A 15,776-nucleotide genomic window follows, 5' to 3' on the forward strand; every position below is an offset into this window, starting at 1 on the left:
TGGTCCTGTCAGCCCGCGAAACCTTCCGCGCGCATGTCAAGACGTGCAAGCAGCGCGCGGTCGCGCTCCGCTTGCGGGTTGCCGGTCGTCAGCAGCTTTTCGCCATAGAAAATGGAATTGGCGCCGGCCATGAAGCACAGCGCCTGCAAGGCTTCGTCCATGGCCTCGCGGCCGGCGGACAGGCGCACCATGGCGCGCGGCATCGTGATGCGTGCCACTGCAATGGTGCGAACGAACTCGAACGGATCCAGCGCCTCGGTGCCCGCCAGCGGCGTGCCTTCCACCTGAACCAGATTGTTGATGGGCACCGACTCCGGATACGGATCCATGTTGGCCAGCTGCGCGATCAGCCCGGCGCGCGCCTCGCGCGCTTCACCCATGCCGACGATGCCGCCGCAGCAGACGTTGATGCCGGCGTCGCGCACATGGCCGATCGTGTCCAGCCGATCCTGATACGTGCGCGTGGTGATGATCTTGCCGTAGAACTCCGGCGACGTATCGAGGTTGTGGTTGTAGTAGTCCAGCCCGGCGTCCTTGAGCCGCTGCGCCTGTTCGGCCTTGAGCATGCCCAGCGTCACGCAGGTTTCCAGGCCCATCGCCTTGACCTCGCGCACCATGTCGATCACCGGTTCGAGGTGGCGATCCTTCGGGCTGCGCCATGCCGCGCCCATGCAGAAGCGCGTGGCGCCATTGGCCTTGGCGGCGCGCGCGGCGTCCAGCACGGTATCGAGGTCCATCAGCTTTTCAGCCTTCACGCCCGCTTCATGGTGCGCGCTTTGGGGACAGTAGCCGCAATCCTCCTCGCAGCCGCCGGTCTTGATCGACAACAGCGTCGACAGTTGCACGGTGTTGGCGTCGAAGTTCTCGCGATGCACCTGTTGTGCACGGAACAGCAGGTCGTTGAACGGCAGCGCAAACAGCGCGGCCACGTCTTCCACGCGCCAGGCATCGCCTGCCTTGGGCGCCGCGGCGGCGATGTTGCGCGCGGACTGGCGCAGGGTTTCGGCGGAGATCGTGGCGACGGTATTGGTTTGAGCGATTTGCGACATAAGAGTATTTCGTATTCGGTTCAATGGAAGCGGGTCATGGCGCCTGGCTTCAGGCGTGACGCGGCGACGCGGTGGATGGGGACGCAACCGGCGGCATGCTGGCCAGCAGCGGTGCGAGATCCAGATACTGCGCGGCAACGGCAGGCGCCACCTGCCAGGGCAGTTCGCCCAGCATCGGTGCGTCCAGCGCGTCCTGCAGCGTGACGATGTTTTCGGCGGGCAGCAGCATGTCCGGGTCAATGCGATTGGCGATCCATCCGGCCAGCGTCAGGCCGCGCGCGCGCACCGCCTCGGCGGTCAGCATCGCGTGGCTCAGGCAGCCCAGCCGGACGCCGACCACCATGATCACCGGCAGCCCGAGCATGGCGGCCAGATCGGCGGTGTTCCAGCGCTCCGGGCCCACATCGAGCGGCACGATAAAGCCGCCCACGCCTTCGACCACCACCGCTTCGGCCTGCTGGCGCAGCGCGTCGAATGCGGTCTGGATCGGCTCGCGCGTGATGCGCTGACCTTCCAGCGCGGCCGAAAGGTGCGGCGACGCGGGCGTGCGGAAGAAGAATGGGCACATCGCTTCCTGCGGCACGATGACCGAACCGGCCGCGCGCAGTTGATCGACGTCGTCGTTCTGCCAGCGGTCGTCGAGCCATTCGCCGCCGGCGGCCACGGGCTTCATGCCGACGGTGCTGTATCCCGCGCCATGCAGCGCGTGCAGCAGCGTGGCCGTGGCGTGCGTCTTGCCCACGCCGGTATCGGTGCCGGTCACGAAGCACGCGAATCGATCGGGTCGGTTGGCGATCATGCGGCCTCCTTGTGCGCTGCGCGGAGCGCGGACGACTGCGGCATGGCGCGCGCGAGTGCATCGAGCAGGCGCGTCACGTCGTCGGCCGTATGCGATGCCGACAGCGTGATGCGTAGCCGCGCCGTGCCGGCGGGTACGGTCGGCGGACGAATCGCGCCCACGCGGATGCCTTCGGCCTCCAGCGCGGCGGACAGCGCCAGCGCGGTGGCGTTGTCGCCGACGATCAGCGGCTGGATCGCCGTGTCGCTGGCGCCCAGCGTCCAGCCAGCCCGCGCCGCCAGCGCATCGAGACCGCTGCGCAATTGCGCGATCAAGGCGGCCAGATGCGCGCGACGGCTGCGACCTTCTTCACCGGCGATGATTTGCAGGCTCGTCAGCAACGCATGCGCGACCGCCGGCGGCGCGGCCGTGGTGTAGATATACGGCCGCGCGGTGTTGACCAGATGTTCGACGACGGTCGCGTGGGCGGCCACGAACGCGCCGGCCACACCGGCCGCCTTGCCCAGCGTGCCGATGTAGATCAGCCGTTCCGAGCACAGGCCAAGATGCTCGAGCACACCGCGGCCGTGCTCGCCGAGCGTGCCGAAGCCGTGCGCATCGTCGACCACGATCCACGCATCGTGGCGCTCGGCCAGCGCCAGCAACTCGACCAAAGGCGCGATATCGCCATCCATGCTGAACACGCTGTCGGTCACGATCAGCTTCAGCTCGCACTGGCTGGCGCGCAGCAGCACGTCGAGCGCCTCCGTGTCGCCATGCGGATAGCGCTGGACGTCGGCCTTTGCCAGACGCGCGCCGTCGATCAGCGACGCATGGTTCAGCGCTTCGCAGAACAGTGTCGCCTGCGCCGTGCCCAGCGCGGTCAGCACGGCGAGGTTGGCCATGTAGCCGGTGCAGAAATACAGCGCCTGCGCCTGCGGAATGTAGGGCGCAAGCCAGCGTGCGAGTTCTTGCTCCAACTGCGCGTGGGCCAGCGAATGGCCGCTGACCAGATGCGATGCGCCGCTGCCGGCGCCGTAGCGGTGTGCGCCTTCGGCCAGCGCGTGCGCAATCGATGCGTGATTGGCCAGCCCAAGGTAATCGTTGCTGCAGAACGTCAGCAGCGGTGTCGGCGTGGCGTCGAGCGCGCCGACCGACTGATGCGGCGCGCAGGCGGAATGGGCGATGCGACGGCGGCGCGTCAGCGCTTGCGCCTCGCGCTCTGCGGCGGCGCGCTTCAGATGTTCAAGCAGCATGGCGCGCCTCCTGTTGCGGATGCGCCTGCGGGTGCGCAAGCACCGCGTGCAGCGTGTCGCGCAGTTGTTCGCCAAGCCAGTTGGCCAGCGCGGCGTCGAACACATAGGGCGGCATCACGTAGAGCGTATGGCCGATCGGCCGCACCAGCACGCCGCGCTCGCGCGCGGCAAGGTGAAAGCGTGCGGCAAAGTCGGCTCCGGCCGCAGCCGCGTCGATATCGGCGGCCCAGATCATGCCGCGCTGGCGCACATGCGTAACACGCGGATCGGCCGCGATGCCGGCCATGGCGTCGCCCAGCCAGCGCGCGCGCTCGACGTTGCGCGCCAGCACGTGATCGGATTCGAACAAATCGAGCGTGGCCAGCGCCGCGCGGCACGCGAGCGGATTGCCGGTGTACGAGTGCGAATGCAGGAAGCTGCGCGCGACGTCGTCGGCGACGAATGCGTGCTGGATCTCGGGGCGCGACAGCACAATCGACAACGGCAGGTAGCCGCCGGTGATGCCCTTGGAAAGGCACAGAAAATCGGGCCACGCATGCGCGGGCACCGCCGCGCCGCCGCGCGCCTGTTCCCATGCGAAGAACGTGCCGGTGCGGCCGCAGCCGACGGCAATTTCATCGGCGATCAGATGCACGCGATAGCGGTCGCACAGGGCGCGCGCGCCTTCCAGATACGACGGGTCGTACATGGCCATGCCGGCCGCGCCTTGCACCAGCGGCTCGACGATCAGCGCGGCGATCTGTCCCGCACGCTCGCGCAGCAGCGCCTCGAGTTCGCCCAGCGCGCGTCTGGCCACGTCGGCGGCCGATTCGTCCTCGCGCGCCTGGCGCGCGTCCGGCGACATCACGACATGCGCGCGGCGCGTCAGCGGATCGTAGGCATCGCGAAAGATCTCGACATCGGTCACGGCCAGCGCGCCGACCGTCTCGCCGTGATAGCCATGACGCAGGCACACGAATTCGCGCTTGGCGGTCAGGCCCGTGTTGCGCCAGAAGTGAAAGCTCATCTTCAGCGCGATCTCGACGGCCGATGCGCCGTCGGACGCATAGAACGCATTGCCGAGCGCGCCCTGCGTCAGCGCCGACAGGCGCTCGGCCAGCTCCACCGCCGGCGCATGCGTGCAGCCGGCCAGCATGACGTGTTCAAGCGTCTGCAGTTGCTGCACGAGCGCCGCGTTGATAGACGGATTGGCGTGGCCGAACAGGTTGACCCACCACGAACTGATGGCGTCGAAATAGCGCTTGCCGTCGGTGTCGATCAGCCAGGGGCCGTCTCCGCTGGCGATGGCCAGCGGCGGTTCGTTGGCCGCCGCATCGGGCCGCAGGCGCGTGCACGGATGCCAGACGGCGCGCTGGCTGCGCACCGCAAGCGTCGTGTCGCCGCCCGCCGATGGAATAGGGACAGGATGTGTCAAAGGGACCCTCCTTGAATTGCCATGGCCGTCCACCATTGCGCGCGCCACGGCAAAGGCGGCGGCGCGAGGCGTTGCGGACCAATTGGGAGGCTCATGGTAGGAAGGTCCTGGTTGTCTTGGCAAACTTGCCCCGGATGACACGTTGACGACGATTTCAGCGAACTTGCGCGAAGTTGTCTGCCTCGGTGTCTTGCATCGCACCTGCGGGTGATCTTCTCGCTGGTAATGTCGGCTAACAGCGCGCTAAAAAAAGCGGCGTGGATGCATCGCGCCGCCGTCCGCCCGCCGTTCTCCGGCGATGGGCGCGTCTGGCGCGACGCATGGAATGCGCGCCATGTGGCGCGTCATGCGCTCACCTTCCACGACGGCGGCCGTTTTTCAAGGAACGACCGCACGCCTTCGCGTCCTTCGTCCGAAGCACGGATCGCCGCGATGCGGTTTGCCGTATCTGCCAACAGGCCGCTGTCGATCGCGCGGCCCGCGACTTCCTGCACCAGCCGCTTGCTTTCGCGCACGGCGTTGGGGCTGTTGTTGACCAGCGTTGCGGCGATCTCGGCGACGCGCTCATCGAGTTCCTGCGGCGCCACCACCGCATGCACAAAGCCCAGGCGCAGCGCTTCGGCCGCATCGAAACGTTCGGCGGTGATAAAATAGCGGCGCGCGGCCTGCTCGCCCATCGCGCGGATCACATAGGGGCTGATGGTTGCGGGCAGCAATCCGAGGCGCGCTTCGGACAGGCAGAAGTTGACGCCATGCGCCGCCACGGCGATATCGCACGCGGCCACCAAGCCCATGCCGCCCGCGTAGGTGTCGCCCTGCACGCGCGCGATGACGGGGTTGGGGCACACCCAGATCGTGTGCAGCATCTGCGCCAGCGTCAGTGCATCGGCGCGGTTCTCTTCGTCCGAGTAGCCGGCCATCTTCTTCATCCAGTTCAGGTCCGCACCGGCACAGAAGGCCGGACCGTTGCCGGTCAGCACGATGGCGCGCACGTCGGGCGTATCGCCGAGCGCGCGGAACGCGCCGGTCAGTTCGGCAATCACCGTCTCGTTGAAGGCATTGCGCACGTCGGGCCGATTGAGCGTGACCGTGCCGATATGGCGTTCGGCGGTAACGGTAAGCGTGGTGAACTGCATGTCTGTCTCCTGCTGATGATGTGCGTTGTCAGGACGTCTGGCCGGCCGCGCCGGCGCCCGGCGTGGTCGAGCCATCCGGCGCGTCGTCGAAGGGCAAGCCGAGTTGTCGGAAAAAGCGCGCCACTTCCGGCAGCCACACGGCCACGCCGGCGCGATTGCTGAACAGCCGGTGCGAATCGCCGTCGAATTCGCCCACATCGACAAAGCGCGCATCGGCCGCCGCGCCGCCGGCATGGGCCTTGTAGCTGTTGAACATGCGCTCGGGCAACGGCCACGGCCAAAAGCTGTCGTTGTCGCCGTAGATCCACAGCGACGGATAGCGCGCCGCGCGTCCGTAATCGCCAAACGCGTCGATCAGGTTGTTCTCCCAGCCCACGCAGTTTTCATTGCGCAGGCCGCCCGCAAAATTGATCACGCCAACCACGCCCGGATAGCCGATCGCCGACAACGCCATGGTCGACAGGCCGCCATGCGACTGGCCGACGACCACGATGCGGGTCGGGTCGACGTAGGGCTGCTGCACGAGGTAGTCGAGCGCGGCCACCACGTCTTCGGCCTGCATCATGCCGTTGTCGCGCACGTTGCAACTGCCGCCCACATAGACGCCACCGGACTTGCTGAAGCCCTGCCGCATCGGCAGCGCGACCACATAGCCGCGCCGCACGAATTCCGCGGTTTGCGCGGCAAAGCGCGCGCGGCCCTGGAAGGCCGGCTTGCCGGGCGATTTGCCGTGGTTGATCACCACCAGCGGAAATGGCCCATCGCCGGGCGGACGAAAGATGGTGGTTTCCAGGTCCACAGTGGTTTCCGCGCCGATCTTCGGCACCATCACAACCTGTTCGACCGTCTGCGCCTGCGGCGCGGCCTGGGCGAGGGACGGCACGCATCCCGCGATACAGGCCAGCGCGGCCAGCACGCCGCAGACGGTGGAAACAACACGAGACATGACAACAACCTACCTTCGTCCAGACAAGAAAACTGCAATGACACAACAGATGACTACATGCGGAACACGCCGAACTTCATGTCGCCGATCGGCGCGTTGAGACTGGCGGACAGACCAAGACCGAGCACGGTGCGCGTTTGCGCGGGATCGATCACGCCGTCGTCCCACAGCCGCGCGCTGGCGTAGTACGGATGGCCCTGGCGTTCGTACTGGTCGCGGATCGGCGCCTTGAACGCTTCCTCGTCGTCGGCACTCCACTGCCCGCCACGGGCCTCGATGCCGTCGCGGCGCACGGTAGCCAGCACGCTGGCGGCCTGCTCGCCGCCCATCACGGAGATCCGCGCGTTCGGCCACATCCACAGGAAGCGAGGCGAATAGGCCCGTCCGCACATGCCGTAGTTGCCCGCGCCGAACGAGCCGCCGATGATCACCGTGAACTTCGGCACTTGCGCCGTCGCCACGGCCGTCACCATCTTGGCGCCGTTGCGCGCGATGCCTTCGTTCTCGTACTTGCGTCCCACCATGAAGCCGGTGATGTTCTGCAAAAACACCAGCGGAATCTTGCGCTGGCAGCACAGCTCGATGAAGTGCGCGCCTTTGAGCGCCGATTCAGAAAACAGGATGCCGTTGTTGGCGACGATGCCGACCGGGTAGCCCCAGATCCGTGCGAAGCCGCACACGAGCGTGGTGCCGTAGCGCGCCTTGAACTCATCGAACTCGGACCCGTCGACGACGCGCGCGATAACTTCGCGCACGTCGTAGGGCTTGCGCGTGTCGGTGGGGATTACGCCGTACAGTTCTTCGACCGGATACAGCGGCTCCTGCGGCGCGTGCAGGCGGATCTGGTCCGGCTTGCGGCGATTGAGGTGCTGCACGATATTGCGCGCCAGGCTCAGCGCGTGATGATCGTTCTGCGCAAAGTAATCGGCCACGCCCGACAGCCGCGTGTGCACGTCGGCGCCGCCGAGGTCTTCGGCGCTGACTTCCTCGCCGGTGGCAGCCTTCACCAGCGGCGGGCCGCCCAGAAAGATCGTGCCCTGGTTCTTGACGATGATCGATTCGTCGCTCATCGCCGGCACGTATGCGCCGCCCGCCGTGCACGAGCCCATCACCACGGCGATCTGCGGAATGCCCTTGGCCGACAGATTGGCCTGGTTGTAGAAGATGCGGCCGAAGTGGTCGCGGTCGGGAAATACGTCGTCCTGGTTGGGCAGGTTCGCGCCGCCGGAATCGACCAGATAGATGCACGGCAGGTTGTTCTGTTCGGCGATTTCCTGCGCGCGCACGTGCTTCTTGACGGTCATCGGGTAATACGTGCCGCCCTTGACCGTGGCGTCGTTGCAGACGATCACGCATTCCTGGCCCGCGACGCGGCCGATGCCGGTGATGATGCCCGCGCCGGGCGCCGCATTGTCGTACATGTCGTACGCGGCCAGTTGCGACAGTTCCAGGAACGGCGTGCCCGGATCGAGCAACTGCTGCACGCGCTCGCGCGGCAGCAGCTTGCCGCGCGACAGATGCTTGTTGCGCGCGTCCTCGCCACCGCCCTCGGCCAGCGCGGCGATCTTCTGCCTGAGGTCCGCCACCAGCGCCTGCATCGCCTCGGCATTGGCCTTGAACGATTCAGCGCGTGCGTTCAGTTTGGTTTCCAGCGTGGGCATGTCTGTTCCTGTGATGTCTCGATGTCTCGATGTCTCGATTTCTCTTTCTTGCCGCGTCGCGCATCGGGGCACGCGTGGTCAGTCGGGCGTTTTCAGGTCGCCATCCACATACAGCCAGCGCGCGGTCGTGCCCGGCTCGCGCGGCTCGAACACGAAGCGGCTCAGTTCTTCCAATCGATGCGCACGTCCGCCGACCTTGTAGCGCGCCACAAACGCCACCGTGGCGTGCGTGCTGTCCTGCTGCGCGTGCGACTTCACGGCCAGGCCCAGCCAGCGCGTGCCGGGATCGACGGCCAGATCGTCGGGGCACGTGGACATGTGCCAGGTCTGACGCAGCCAGCCGGTGTCGCCCAGCACATAGGCGCTATAGCGCGAGCGCATCAACGCCTCGGCCGTCGGGGGCATCGCCTCGCCGCGATGAAAACGGCCGCAGCACGCCGCATACGGTCCGTTGCCGCAGGGGCACTGCGGCGCCGCCGCGCCCGATGCGCGCCGGGCGGTCATGCCACCAGCTCCGGCAGGTCACGCATGTCGTCGAACGTGACCCGCACGCCCACCGCGCGCAGTGCGTCCGCATCGGTCCGCGCGGTGTAGCCGAACACGGTCATGCCCGCGGCCACGCCCGCCGTGGCGCCGGTCGGGCTGTCTTCCACAACGGCGCAGCGGGCCGGATCGACGCCCATCGTGCGGGCGGCCAGCAGGTACACATCGGGCGCGGGCTTGCTGTGCTCGACTTCGGTGGCCGAGAAGATGTGCTCGCGTGCATCGTCGTCGGTGAACAGGCCGATCAGGTCGGTATGCTTCAACTGCAGCTTCACCTTGACGCGATCCGCGCCCGAAGCCACGCACACGGGCAGGCCGCGTGCCTTGATGGCCTCGATGGCCTGGCGGATATGCGGCACCGCTTCCAGTTCCTCGATCAGCGCGGCGTCGCGCCGCACGAACCATTCCGACAGGAAATTACGCGGCAACGGCTTGCCCAGCCGGGCTTCGATATTGCCAAGCTCGTCGCGCACCGCGCGCCCGAGGAACCATTTCATCGACTCCTCGAGCGTGATGTCGATGCCCAGTTCGTTGAGCACGCGGTTCAGCACGCGATGGACGATCGGTTCGCTGTCGACGAGTACGCCGTCGCAGTCGAAGATCACGCAATCGAAGCGTGCGGCCTGTTTTGCTGCGGTCATGCGGGTTTCTTTTCCTTGTTGAGTTCGTTGCCGCCGACGGCGCGCAGTTCGGTCTGACGACGGCTTTTCAGATGGGCCTCGACCTGCTCGAAGCGATCGAAGCCCCAGAACGGTTCGCCGTCGATGATGACGAATGGCGAACCGAACACGCCCTTGGCCATCGCGACTTCGATCTCGGCCTTGAGCTGGTCCTTGATCTGGTAGCTGGTCGCGCCTTCGTTCATCGCGTTCGGATCGACGCCGAGCGGTTCGGCCAGGCGGGCCAGTTCGGCCGGCTCGGCGATATTGATGTCATCGACGAACAGCGCGCGATAGACGGCCTTGGCAAAAGCCGTGGCCACATCGGCACCGTGATGGTTCTGCAGCCACAGCACGGCACGCGCGGCGTGCTGCGTGGGCAGCGGAAAATGCGTGGGGCGTTTGTATTCGATATTGTGGAACTGCGCGGTGCGTTCGAAATCGCGCCAGCAGTATTCGCCCTTGAGCGGAATCGACGGCAGCGGCGACGATCCGGTGGTCTTGAACACCACGCCGAGCAGGATCGGATGCCACATCACGCCGCGCCCGTATTTCTGGGCAATCTCGTCGATGCGCGTGCTGGCAAAGTAACCGTAGGGCGAAGAAAAATCGAAATAGAAATCGATGGGGGCGGTCATCTTCAATAGGCTCCGGTGCGGTTCAGGTTCGGGACTGCGGTGTTTGGATACTGCAGGTGCTTCAGCCCAGCGCGCGGGCGATCAGGATCTTCTGGATATCGCTGGTGCCCTCGTAGATCTGGCACACTCGCACATCCCGGTAGATCCGCTCGACCGGGAAATCGTTCACGTAACCGTAGCCGCCGAATACCTGGATCGCGTCCGAGCACACGCGCTCGGCCATCTCGCTGGCAAACAGCTTGGCCATGGCGGCTTCCTTCAGGCACGGGCGCCCGGCGTCCTTGAGCGATGCCGCGTGCCACACCATCTGGCGCGCCACGTCGATCTGCGTGGCCATGTCGGCCAGGCGGAACTGCACGGCCTGGTGCTGGAACAGCGGCTGGCCGAAGCTCTCGCGTTCCTTGGCGTAGGCCAGCGCCGCATCGAACGCCGCGCGCGCCATGCCGATGCTTTGCGACGCGATGCCGATGCGCCCGCCCTCGAGCCCCGACAGCGCCATCTTGTAGCCGGCGCCCTCTTCGCCCAGCAGGCAGTCGGCGGGAATGCGGCAGTCCTCGAACACGATCTGCGCGGTATCGGACGAGTGCTGGCCGAGCTTGTCCTCCAGGCGCGCGACGATATAGCCCGGCGTCGACGTCGGCACCAGGAAAGCGCTGATACCGCGCTTGCCCGCCGCCTTGTCGGTCACCGCCATCACGATCGCCACGTCGGCATGCTTGCCGCTGGTGATGAACTGCTTCACGCCATTTAGCACGTAGTGATCGCCGTCGCGCGTGGCCGTGGTGCGCAGCGCCGCCGCATCGGAGCCGACGTGCGGCTCGGTCAGGCAGAACGCGCCGAGCATTTCGCCACGCGCCAGCGGCACGAGCCAGCGCTGCTGCTGCGCATCGTTGGCAAAGGCCATCAGCATGCTGCAGACCGGGCAGTTGTTGACGCTGATGACGGTCGACGTGCCGCCGTCGCCGGCGGCGATCTCTTCCAGAATCAGCGCCAGGGAAAGATAGTCGAGTCCGGCGCCGCCGAGTTCTTCCGGCACCGCCACGCCATAGGCGCCCAGGCGGGCCAGTTCCCGGTGCACGTCCTTGGGAAACGTCTTGTCGCGGTCCCACTGCGCGGCCTGCGGTGCGATGACGTCCTGCGCAAACTGGCGCACCGCATCGCGGATCATTTCCTGTTCGGGGGTCAGCAGCATGGCGCGATGCCTTTACCAGGGGATGGGCGTGCCATCGTAGTTATGGAAGCTGCCGTTGTCGTTGCGGGTCAGCCCGGCCAGCGTACGGCGCATGCCGGTCACGCTCTGCGTCGGCGTGAGGTCGGCCTGGGGGCCGCCCATGTCGGTCTGCACCCAGCCCGGATGCAGCGCCACGCAGATCGCATGGTGCGCGTCCAGCGAAACGGCCTTGATCGCCGCGTTGGCCGCCGCCTTGCTGACGCGATACAACCAGCTGCGGTTGCTGTCCATCGCGCCGATGCTGCCCATGCGCGACGACAGCACGGCCAGCACGCCGCCGCGCCCGTGATTGCCCGCCTCCACGAACGGCAGCAGCAGCGGCAGCGCCATCATCGGCCCCATCACGTTGGTATGCATCACGGCGTCGAAGTCCTGCTGCTGCACCGGCTGGGCGCCTTCCGTGCGCGGGCCGATCACGCCGGCGTTGTAGATCGCCACGTCGAACGTCTCGCCATCGAGCTTCCAGCCCAGACCGGCGACAGCGCCTGCGTCGGTGAGGTCCACCTTGTGGGCTTCCGCGCCAAGTTCCTTGAGCGCGGCCACGCCTTCGTCGCTGCGCGCGGCGGCGATCACGCGCCAGCCATCGGCACGGTACTGTCGGACGAATTCAAGACCCAGTCCGCGCGAGGCGCCGAGGACGAGAGCTGTTGGCATGGCGAGACTCCTTTTCCTGTTGTTGAACGCGGCGACGCCGCCGGCCGCGACAGATGCGGATCAGACGATTTCGATACCCACGGCCGTGGCCTCGCCGCCGCCGATGCACAGGCTGGCCACGCCGCGCTTGCCGCCGGTCTTGCGCAGCGCGCCGATCAGCGTGGTCATGATGCGCGCGCCCGAGGCGCCGATCGGATGGCCCAGCGCGCACGCGCCGCCGTGGATGTTGACCTTTTCGTGCGGAATCTTCAGATCGTGCATCGCCGCCATCGGCACCACGGCAAACGCTTCATTGATTTCGAAGAGATCGACGTTCTCGCTGTGCCAGTCGAGCTTGCGATACAGCTTGGCGATCGCCTCCACCGGCGCGGTGGTGAACCAGCCCGGCGCCTGCGCGTGCGAAGTGTGGCCCAGCATGCGCGCGATCGGCTGCAGGCCCAGCGACTTCGCCGTGGACTCGCGCATCATCACCAGCGCCGCGGCGCCGTCGTTGATCGACGACGACGAGGCGGCGGTAATGGTGCCGTCCTTGGCGAACGCGGGCTTCAACGACGGAATCTTGTCGACCTTGATGCGGCGCGGACCTTCATCGGTGTCGATCACGGTGTCGCCGCCCTTGCCCGATACCGTCACCGGCGTGATTTCCCAGCGGAAGTCGCCCGATTCGGTGGCGCGCTGGGCGCGGCGCACCGATTCCATCGCGAACGCATCCTGCTGTTCGCGCGTGAACTGGTACTTAGCGGCGCAATCCTCGCCGAAGGTGCCCATCGCACGGCCCTTGTCGTAGGCGTCTTCGAGGCCGTCCAGCATCATGTGGTCGTAGATCATGCCGTGGCCGATGCGATACCCGCCGCGCGCCTTGGGCACCAGATACGGCGCGTTGGTCATGCTTTCCATGCCGCCGGCCACCGCGATGTCGAACGATCCGGCCAGCAGGCCGTCGTACACGGTCATCGCCGCGCGCATGCCCGAGCCACACATCTTGTTGACGGTGGTGCATGCCACGTCCAGCGGCAGGCCGGCGCCCAGCGCGGCCTGGCGCGCTGGCGCCTGGCCCTGGCCGGCGGGCAGCACGCAGCCAAACACCACTTCCTGCACCTGCTCGGGCTTCAGCCCCGCGCGCTCGACCGCCGCGCGGATCGCGGCCGCGCCAAGCTGCGGCGCGGTCAGACTGGCAAGCTCGCTTTGAAACGCGCCCATCGGGGTGCGCGCCGCGGAAACGATAACGATCGGATCTTGTTGCATGTCTGTTGTCTCCTGATGAGGCAGGTGGGGAAGTCGGTGCCGCGCGATCAGCGAATCGACGCCTGCGGCGGATCGCCGTACTGGCGCAGCGCCGCGGCGATCTGCTCCTGCAGTTCGTCGTTGTTGCTGGCCGCCACGCCGAGGTCGCGCAGCAGGCCGTCGGACACGCCATAGACCCAGCCGTGCACGGTCACCTGCTGGCCGCGCGCCCAAGCGTCCTGCAGCACGGTGGTCTGGCTGATGTTGTTGACCTGTTCGATCACGTTCAGCTCGCACAGGCGCGTGTGGGCGTCGTCCTCACGCAGCACAGTGCCAAGGTAGGCGGCGTGCTTGTCGGCGACATCCTGCACATGGCGCAGCCAGTTGTCGGCCAGACCGACGCGCTGGCGCTTGAGCGCCACCTTGACTCCGCCGCAGCCGTAATGGCCGACCACGGTGATGTGGCGCACCTTGAGCACATCGACGGCGAACTGGATCACCGACAGCGCGTTCAGGTCGCTGTGCGCGATCACATTGGCGATATTGCGATGAACGAACACCTCGCCGGGGGCCAGGCCAAGAATCTGGTTGGCCGGCACGCGCGAATCGGAGCAGCCGATCCACAGGTACTCGGGCGCTTGCTGGTTGGCCAGGCGCGTGAAAAATGCCGGGTCTTCGGCGTTGACGCGGTCGACCCATTCGCGGTTGTTGCGGAACAGCTGGGCGATGGCGTCACTCATGCCGCTCTCCTTGAAACGTCGGTTGATTCAGCGCCGTAGCGGTGGATGAAGCGTTCTTGAGTCTGGTAGGCAAAGAAGTCATGGACATGGCCGGCCAGCAACCGGTCCTTGTGGTGCTGCCACATCGTGGCGTCAAAGAAATCAGGATGATGCCGCTCGAACGCGGCCCGCACGCGCGGATCGCCCAGCAGGAACGTGCGGTACGTTTCCGGAAAAATGTCGTGCGGACGTACGGTGTACCACACCTCGCCGGACATTTCCTCTTCCTCGTTGCGAGGCTCGGGCACGCGGCGGATATTGCAGTCGGTCAGGTATTCGATTTCGTCGTAGTCGTAGAACACCACGCGGCCGTGGCGCGTTACGCCGAAATTCTTGTAAAGCATGTCGCCCGGAAAGATATTCGCGGCGATCAGTTCCTTGACGGCGTCGCCGTATTCGCGAATGCCGTGATCGACCTGCGCATCTGTGCCTTCCTGCAGCCAGATGTTCAGCGGCGTCATGCGGCGCTCGATATACAGATGGCGCACCACGATTTCGTCGCCGCCATCCTGGGCGCGCTGGTATTCGATCATCGACGGCGCGTGCAACTCCAGTTCGCGCACCAGCGCTTCATCAAAGCGCGACAGCGGAAACGCCACATCGGAATATTCGAGCGTATCGGCCATGCGGCCCACGCGGTCGTGCTGCTTGACCAGCCGGTATTTGGATTCGACCAGTGCGCGCGTGGTCTCCTTGGGCGGCGCAAACGCGTCGCGGATCACCTTGAACACATAGGGAAACGACGGCAGCGTGAACACCAGCATCACCAGGCCCTTGATGCCCGGTGCGCTGATGAACTTGTCGGACGAATGCTGCAGATGGTGCAGGAAATCGCGGTAGAACAGGTTTTTGCCTTGCTTCTGCAAACCGAGCGACGTGTAGATCTCCGCGCGCGCCTTGCGCGGCAACAGATCGCGCAGGAACGTGACGTAGGCCGACGGGATTTCCATATCGACCATGAAATAGGCGTGCGCGAACGAAAACAGGATCAGCAGTTGTTCCGGCCGCAGCAGCACGGTATCGAGCACGAGCTTGCCGCTTGCACCGTGGATCACCGGGATCACCATCGGGTAGGTATGGTCGCCGTTGATCACGCGGCCGATGATAAAGGCCGACTTGTTGCGAAAGAACAGCGACGACAGCGTATGGACCTGGAAATTCGGCGCGGTGCGGAATTCGCCAAAATGTTCGTCGATGGCGCGCAGCACGTAGCCGATATCGCGCTTAAGGTCCTCGAAAGGCAGCGTCAGCTGGAAATTGTGCACGACGCGCTCGAAACACGCCGCCATACCTTCGCGACTGCCCGGGTAATACGCGCGATAGGTCGGCTTGACCGGGGATTCCTCATTCTCGATGTACTCGGTCGAGATCGCCGGGCGTACGAAAATGAAATCGTTGTTGAAATACGAGCGATGCAGGATGCGCGTGCAGACCGAATTGAAGAACGTCTCGGCCAGCTCGGGCTGATGATGGTTGGTCAGCAGGCCGATGTAATGGAGCTTGATCTGCTGCCAGATTTCATCGTCGATCCGCTCGGCGTCGTATTCGTCCTGCAACGTCACCACGGCTTCGTGCACACGGTCGTTGTAGAACGCGATGCGGTCGCGCTGGAGCTTCTGCAGCCCATGCCAGTCCGCCGCCTCGAAGCGCGCCTTGGCCTCGATGCTGGCTTCGCGGAACAGCCGGTAATGCTTGTCGAACCCATCCAGCATGGTGCGCGCCACATCATAGGCAATCTGCGAAGACAGCAGCTTGGGGAAGTGGGACATGGACTCGAAGACTCTGGACCGGGCGGCTTGCAGTCGGGA

General features: G+C 65.9%; 15 protein-coding genes. All 15 read right to left on the reverse strand.

Features of this window, described 5'->3' with window-relative positions:
• Positions 1-8: 8 nt before the first annotated feature.
• A complete protein-coding gene (bioB, locus tag F7R19_RS12345) occupies positions 9-1,049 on the reverse strand; it encodes a biotin synthase BioB (protein WP_061956323.1) in 1,041 nt (346 codons plus the stop codon).
• Between the two features lie 49 nt (positions 1,050-1,098).
• Positions 1,099-1,848: a dethiobiotin synthase gene (gene bioD / locus F7R19_RS12350; RefSeq protein WP_061956325.1), complete on the reverse strand. Its 750-nt coding sequence runs from the start codon at positions 1,846-1,848 to the stop codon at positions 1,099-1,101.
• Positions 1,845-3,083, reverse strand: a complete 1,239-nt coding sequence (bioF, locus tag F7R19_RS12355; RefSeq protein ID WP_150980865.1) for an 8-amino-7-oxononanoate synthase — start codon at positions 3,081-3,083, stop codon at positions 1,845-1,847. The genes bioD and bioF overlap by 4 nt, the downstream gene beginning before the upstream one ends.
• Positions 3,073-4,497, reverse strand: coding sequence for an adenosylmethionine--8-amino-7-oxononanoate transaminase (bioA, locus tag F7R19_RS12360; RefSeq protein WP_150980866.1), 1,425 nt, complete (start codon positions 4,495-4,497; stop codon positions 3,073-3,075). The genes bioF and bioA overlap by 11 nt, the downstream gene beginning before the upstream one ends.
• A 344-nt stretch (positions 4,498-4,841) precedes the next feature.
• A complete protein-coding gene (locus tag F7R19_RS12365) occupies positions 4,842-5,633 on the reverse strand; it encodes an enoyl-CoA hydratase/isomerase family protein (RefSeq protein WP_150980867.1) in 792 nt (263 codons plus the stop codon).
• A 28-nt stretch (positions 5,634-5,661) separates the two neighbouring features.
• The gene (locus tag F7R19_RS12370) at positions 5,662-6,579 is read right to left on the reverse strand and encodes a dienelactone hydrolase family protein (protein WP_061956335.1); all 918 of its coding nucleotides are present in this window, start codon (positions 6,577-6,579) and stop codon (positions 5,662-5,664) included.
• 53 nt (positions 6,580-6,632) lie between these two features.
• On the reverse strand, positions 6,633-8,240 hold the full coding sequence (locus F7R19_RS12375) for a carboxyl transferase domain-containing protein (protein ID WP_150980868.1): 1,608 nt from the start codon (positions 8,238-8,240) through the stop codon (positions 6,633-6,635).
• Positions 8,241-8,318: 78 nt separating this feature from the next.
• Positions 8,319-8,744 carry a YchJ family metal-binding protein gene (locus tag F7R19_RS12380; protein ID WP_061956339.1) on the reverse strand — a complete coding sequence of 142 codons (426 nt, stop codon included), beginning with the start codon at positions 8,742-8,744 and terminating at the stop codon, positions 8,319-8,321.
• Complete coding sequence (locus F7R19_RS12385; protein ID WP_061956341.1) at positions 8,741-9,424, reverse strand: HAD family hydrolase; 684 nt, start codon at positions 9,422-9,424, stop codon at positions 8,741-8,743. Before F7R19_RS12385 ends, F7R19_RS12380 begins: the two co-directional genes overlap by 4 nt.
• A complete protein-coding gene (locus tag F7R19_RS12390) occupies positions 9,421-10,080 on the reverse strand; it encodes a 2-hydroxychromene-2-carboxylate isomerase (protein WP_150980869.1) in 660 nt (219 codons plus the stop codon). Before F7R19_RS12390 ends, F7R19_RS12385 begins: the two co-directional genes overlap by 4 nt.
• Positions 10,081-10,141: 61 nt before the next feature.
• Positions 10,142-11,272, reverse strand: a complete 1,131-nt coding sequence (locus F7R19_RS12395) for an acyl-CoA dehydrogenase family protein (protein ID WP_150980870.1) — start codon at positions 11,270-11,272, stop codon at positions 10,142-10,144.
• A 12-nt stretch (positions 11,273-11,284) separates the two neighbouring features.
• Positions 11,285-11,965 (reverse strand): SDR family oxidoreductase, encoded by a 681-nt coding sequence (locus F7R19_RS12400; protein ID WP_150980871.1) that lies wholly within the window; start codon positions 11,963-11,965, stop codon positions 11,285-11,287.
• A 60-nt stretch (positions 11,966-12,025) separates the two neighbouring features.
• Entirely contained in the window at positions 12,026-13,210 is a 1,185-nt protein-coding gene (locus tag F7R19_RS12405) for an acetyl-CoA C-acetyltransferase (RefSeq protein WP_061956349.1), read from the reverse strand.
• 47 nt (positions 13,211-13,257) lie between these two features.
• On the reverse strand, positions 13,258-13,929 hold the full coding sequence (gene can / locus F7R19_RS12410; protein ID WP_061956351.1) for a carbonate dehydratase: 672 nt from the start codon (positions 13,927-13,929) through the stop codon (positions 13,258-13,260).
• Complete coding sequence (gene aceK, locus F7R19_RS12415) at positions 13,926-15,737, reverse strand: bifunctional isocitrate dehydrogenase kinase/phosphatase (protein WP_150980872.1); 1,812 nt, start codon at positions 15,735-15,737, stop codon at positions 13,926-13,928. Before aceK ends, can begins: the two co-directional genes overlap by 4 nt.
• Between the last annotated feature and the right edge of the window lie 39 nt (positions 15,738-15,776).

This window comes from Cupriavidus pauculus, assembly GCF_008801835.1.
In the GTDB taxonomy this organism is placed as follows: domain Bacteria; phylum Pseudomonadota; class Gammaproteobacteria; order Burkholderiales; family Burkholderiaceae; genus Cupriavidus; species Cupriavidus pauculus.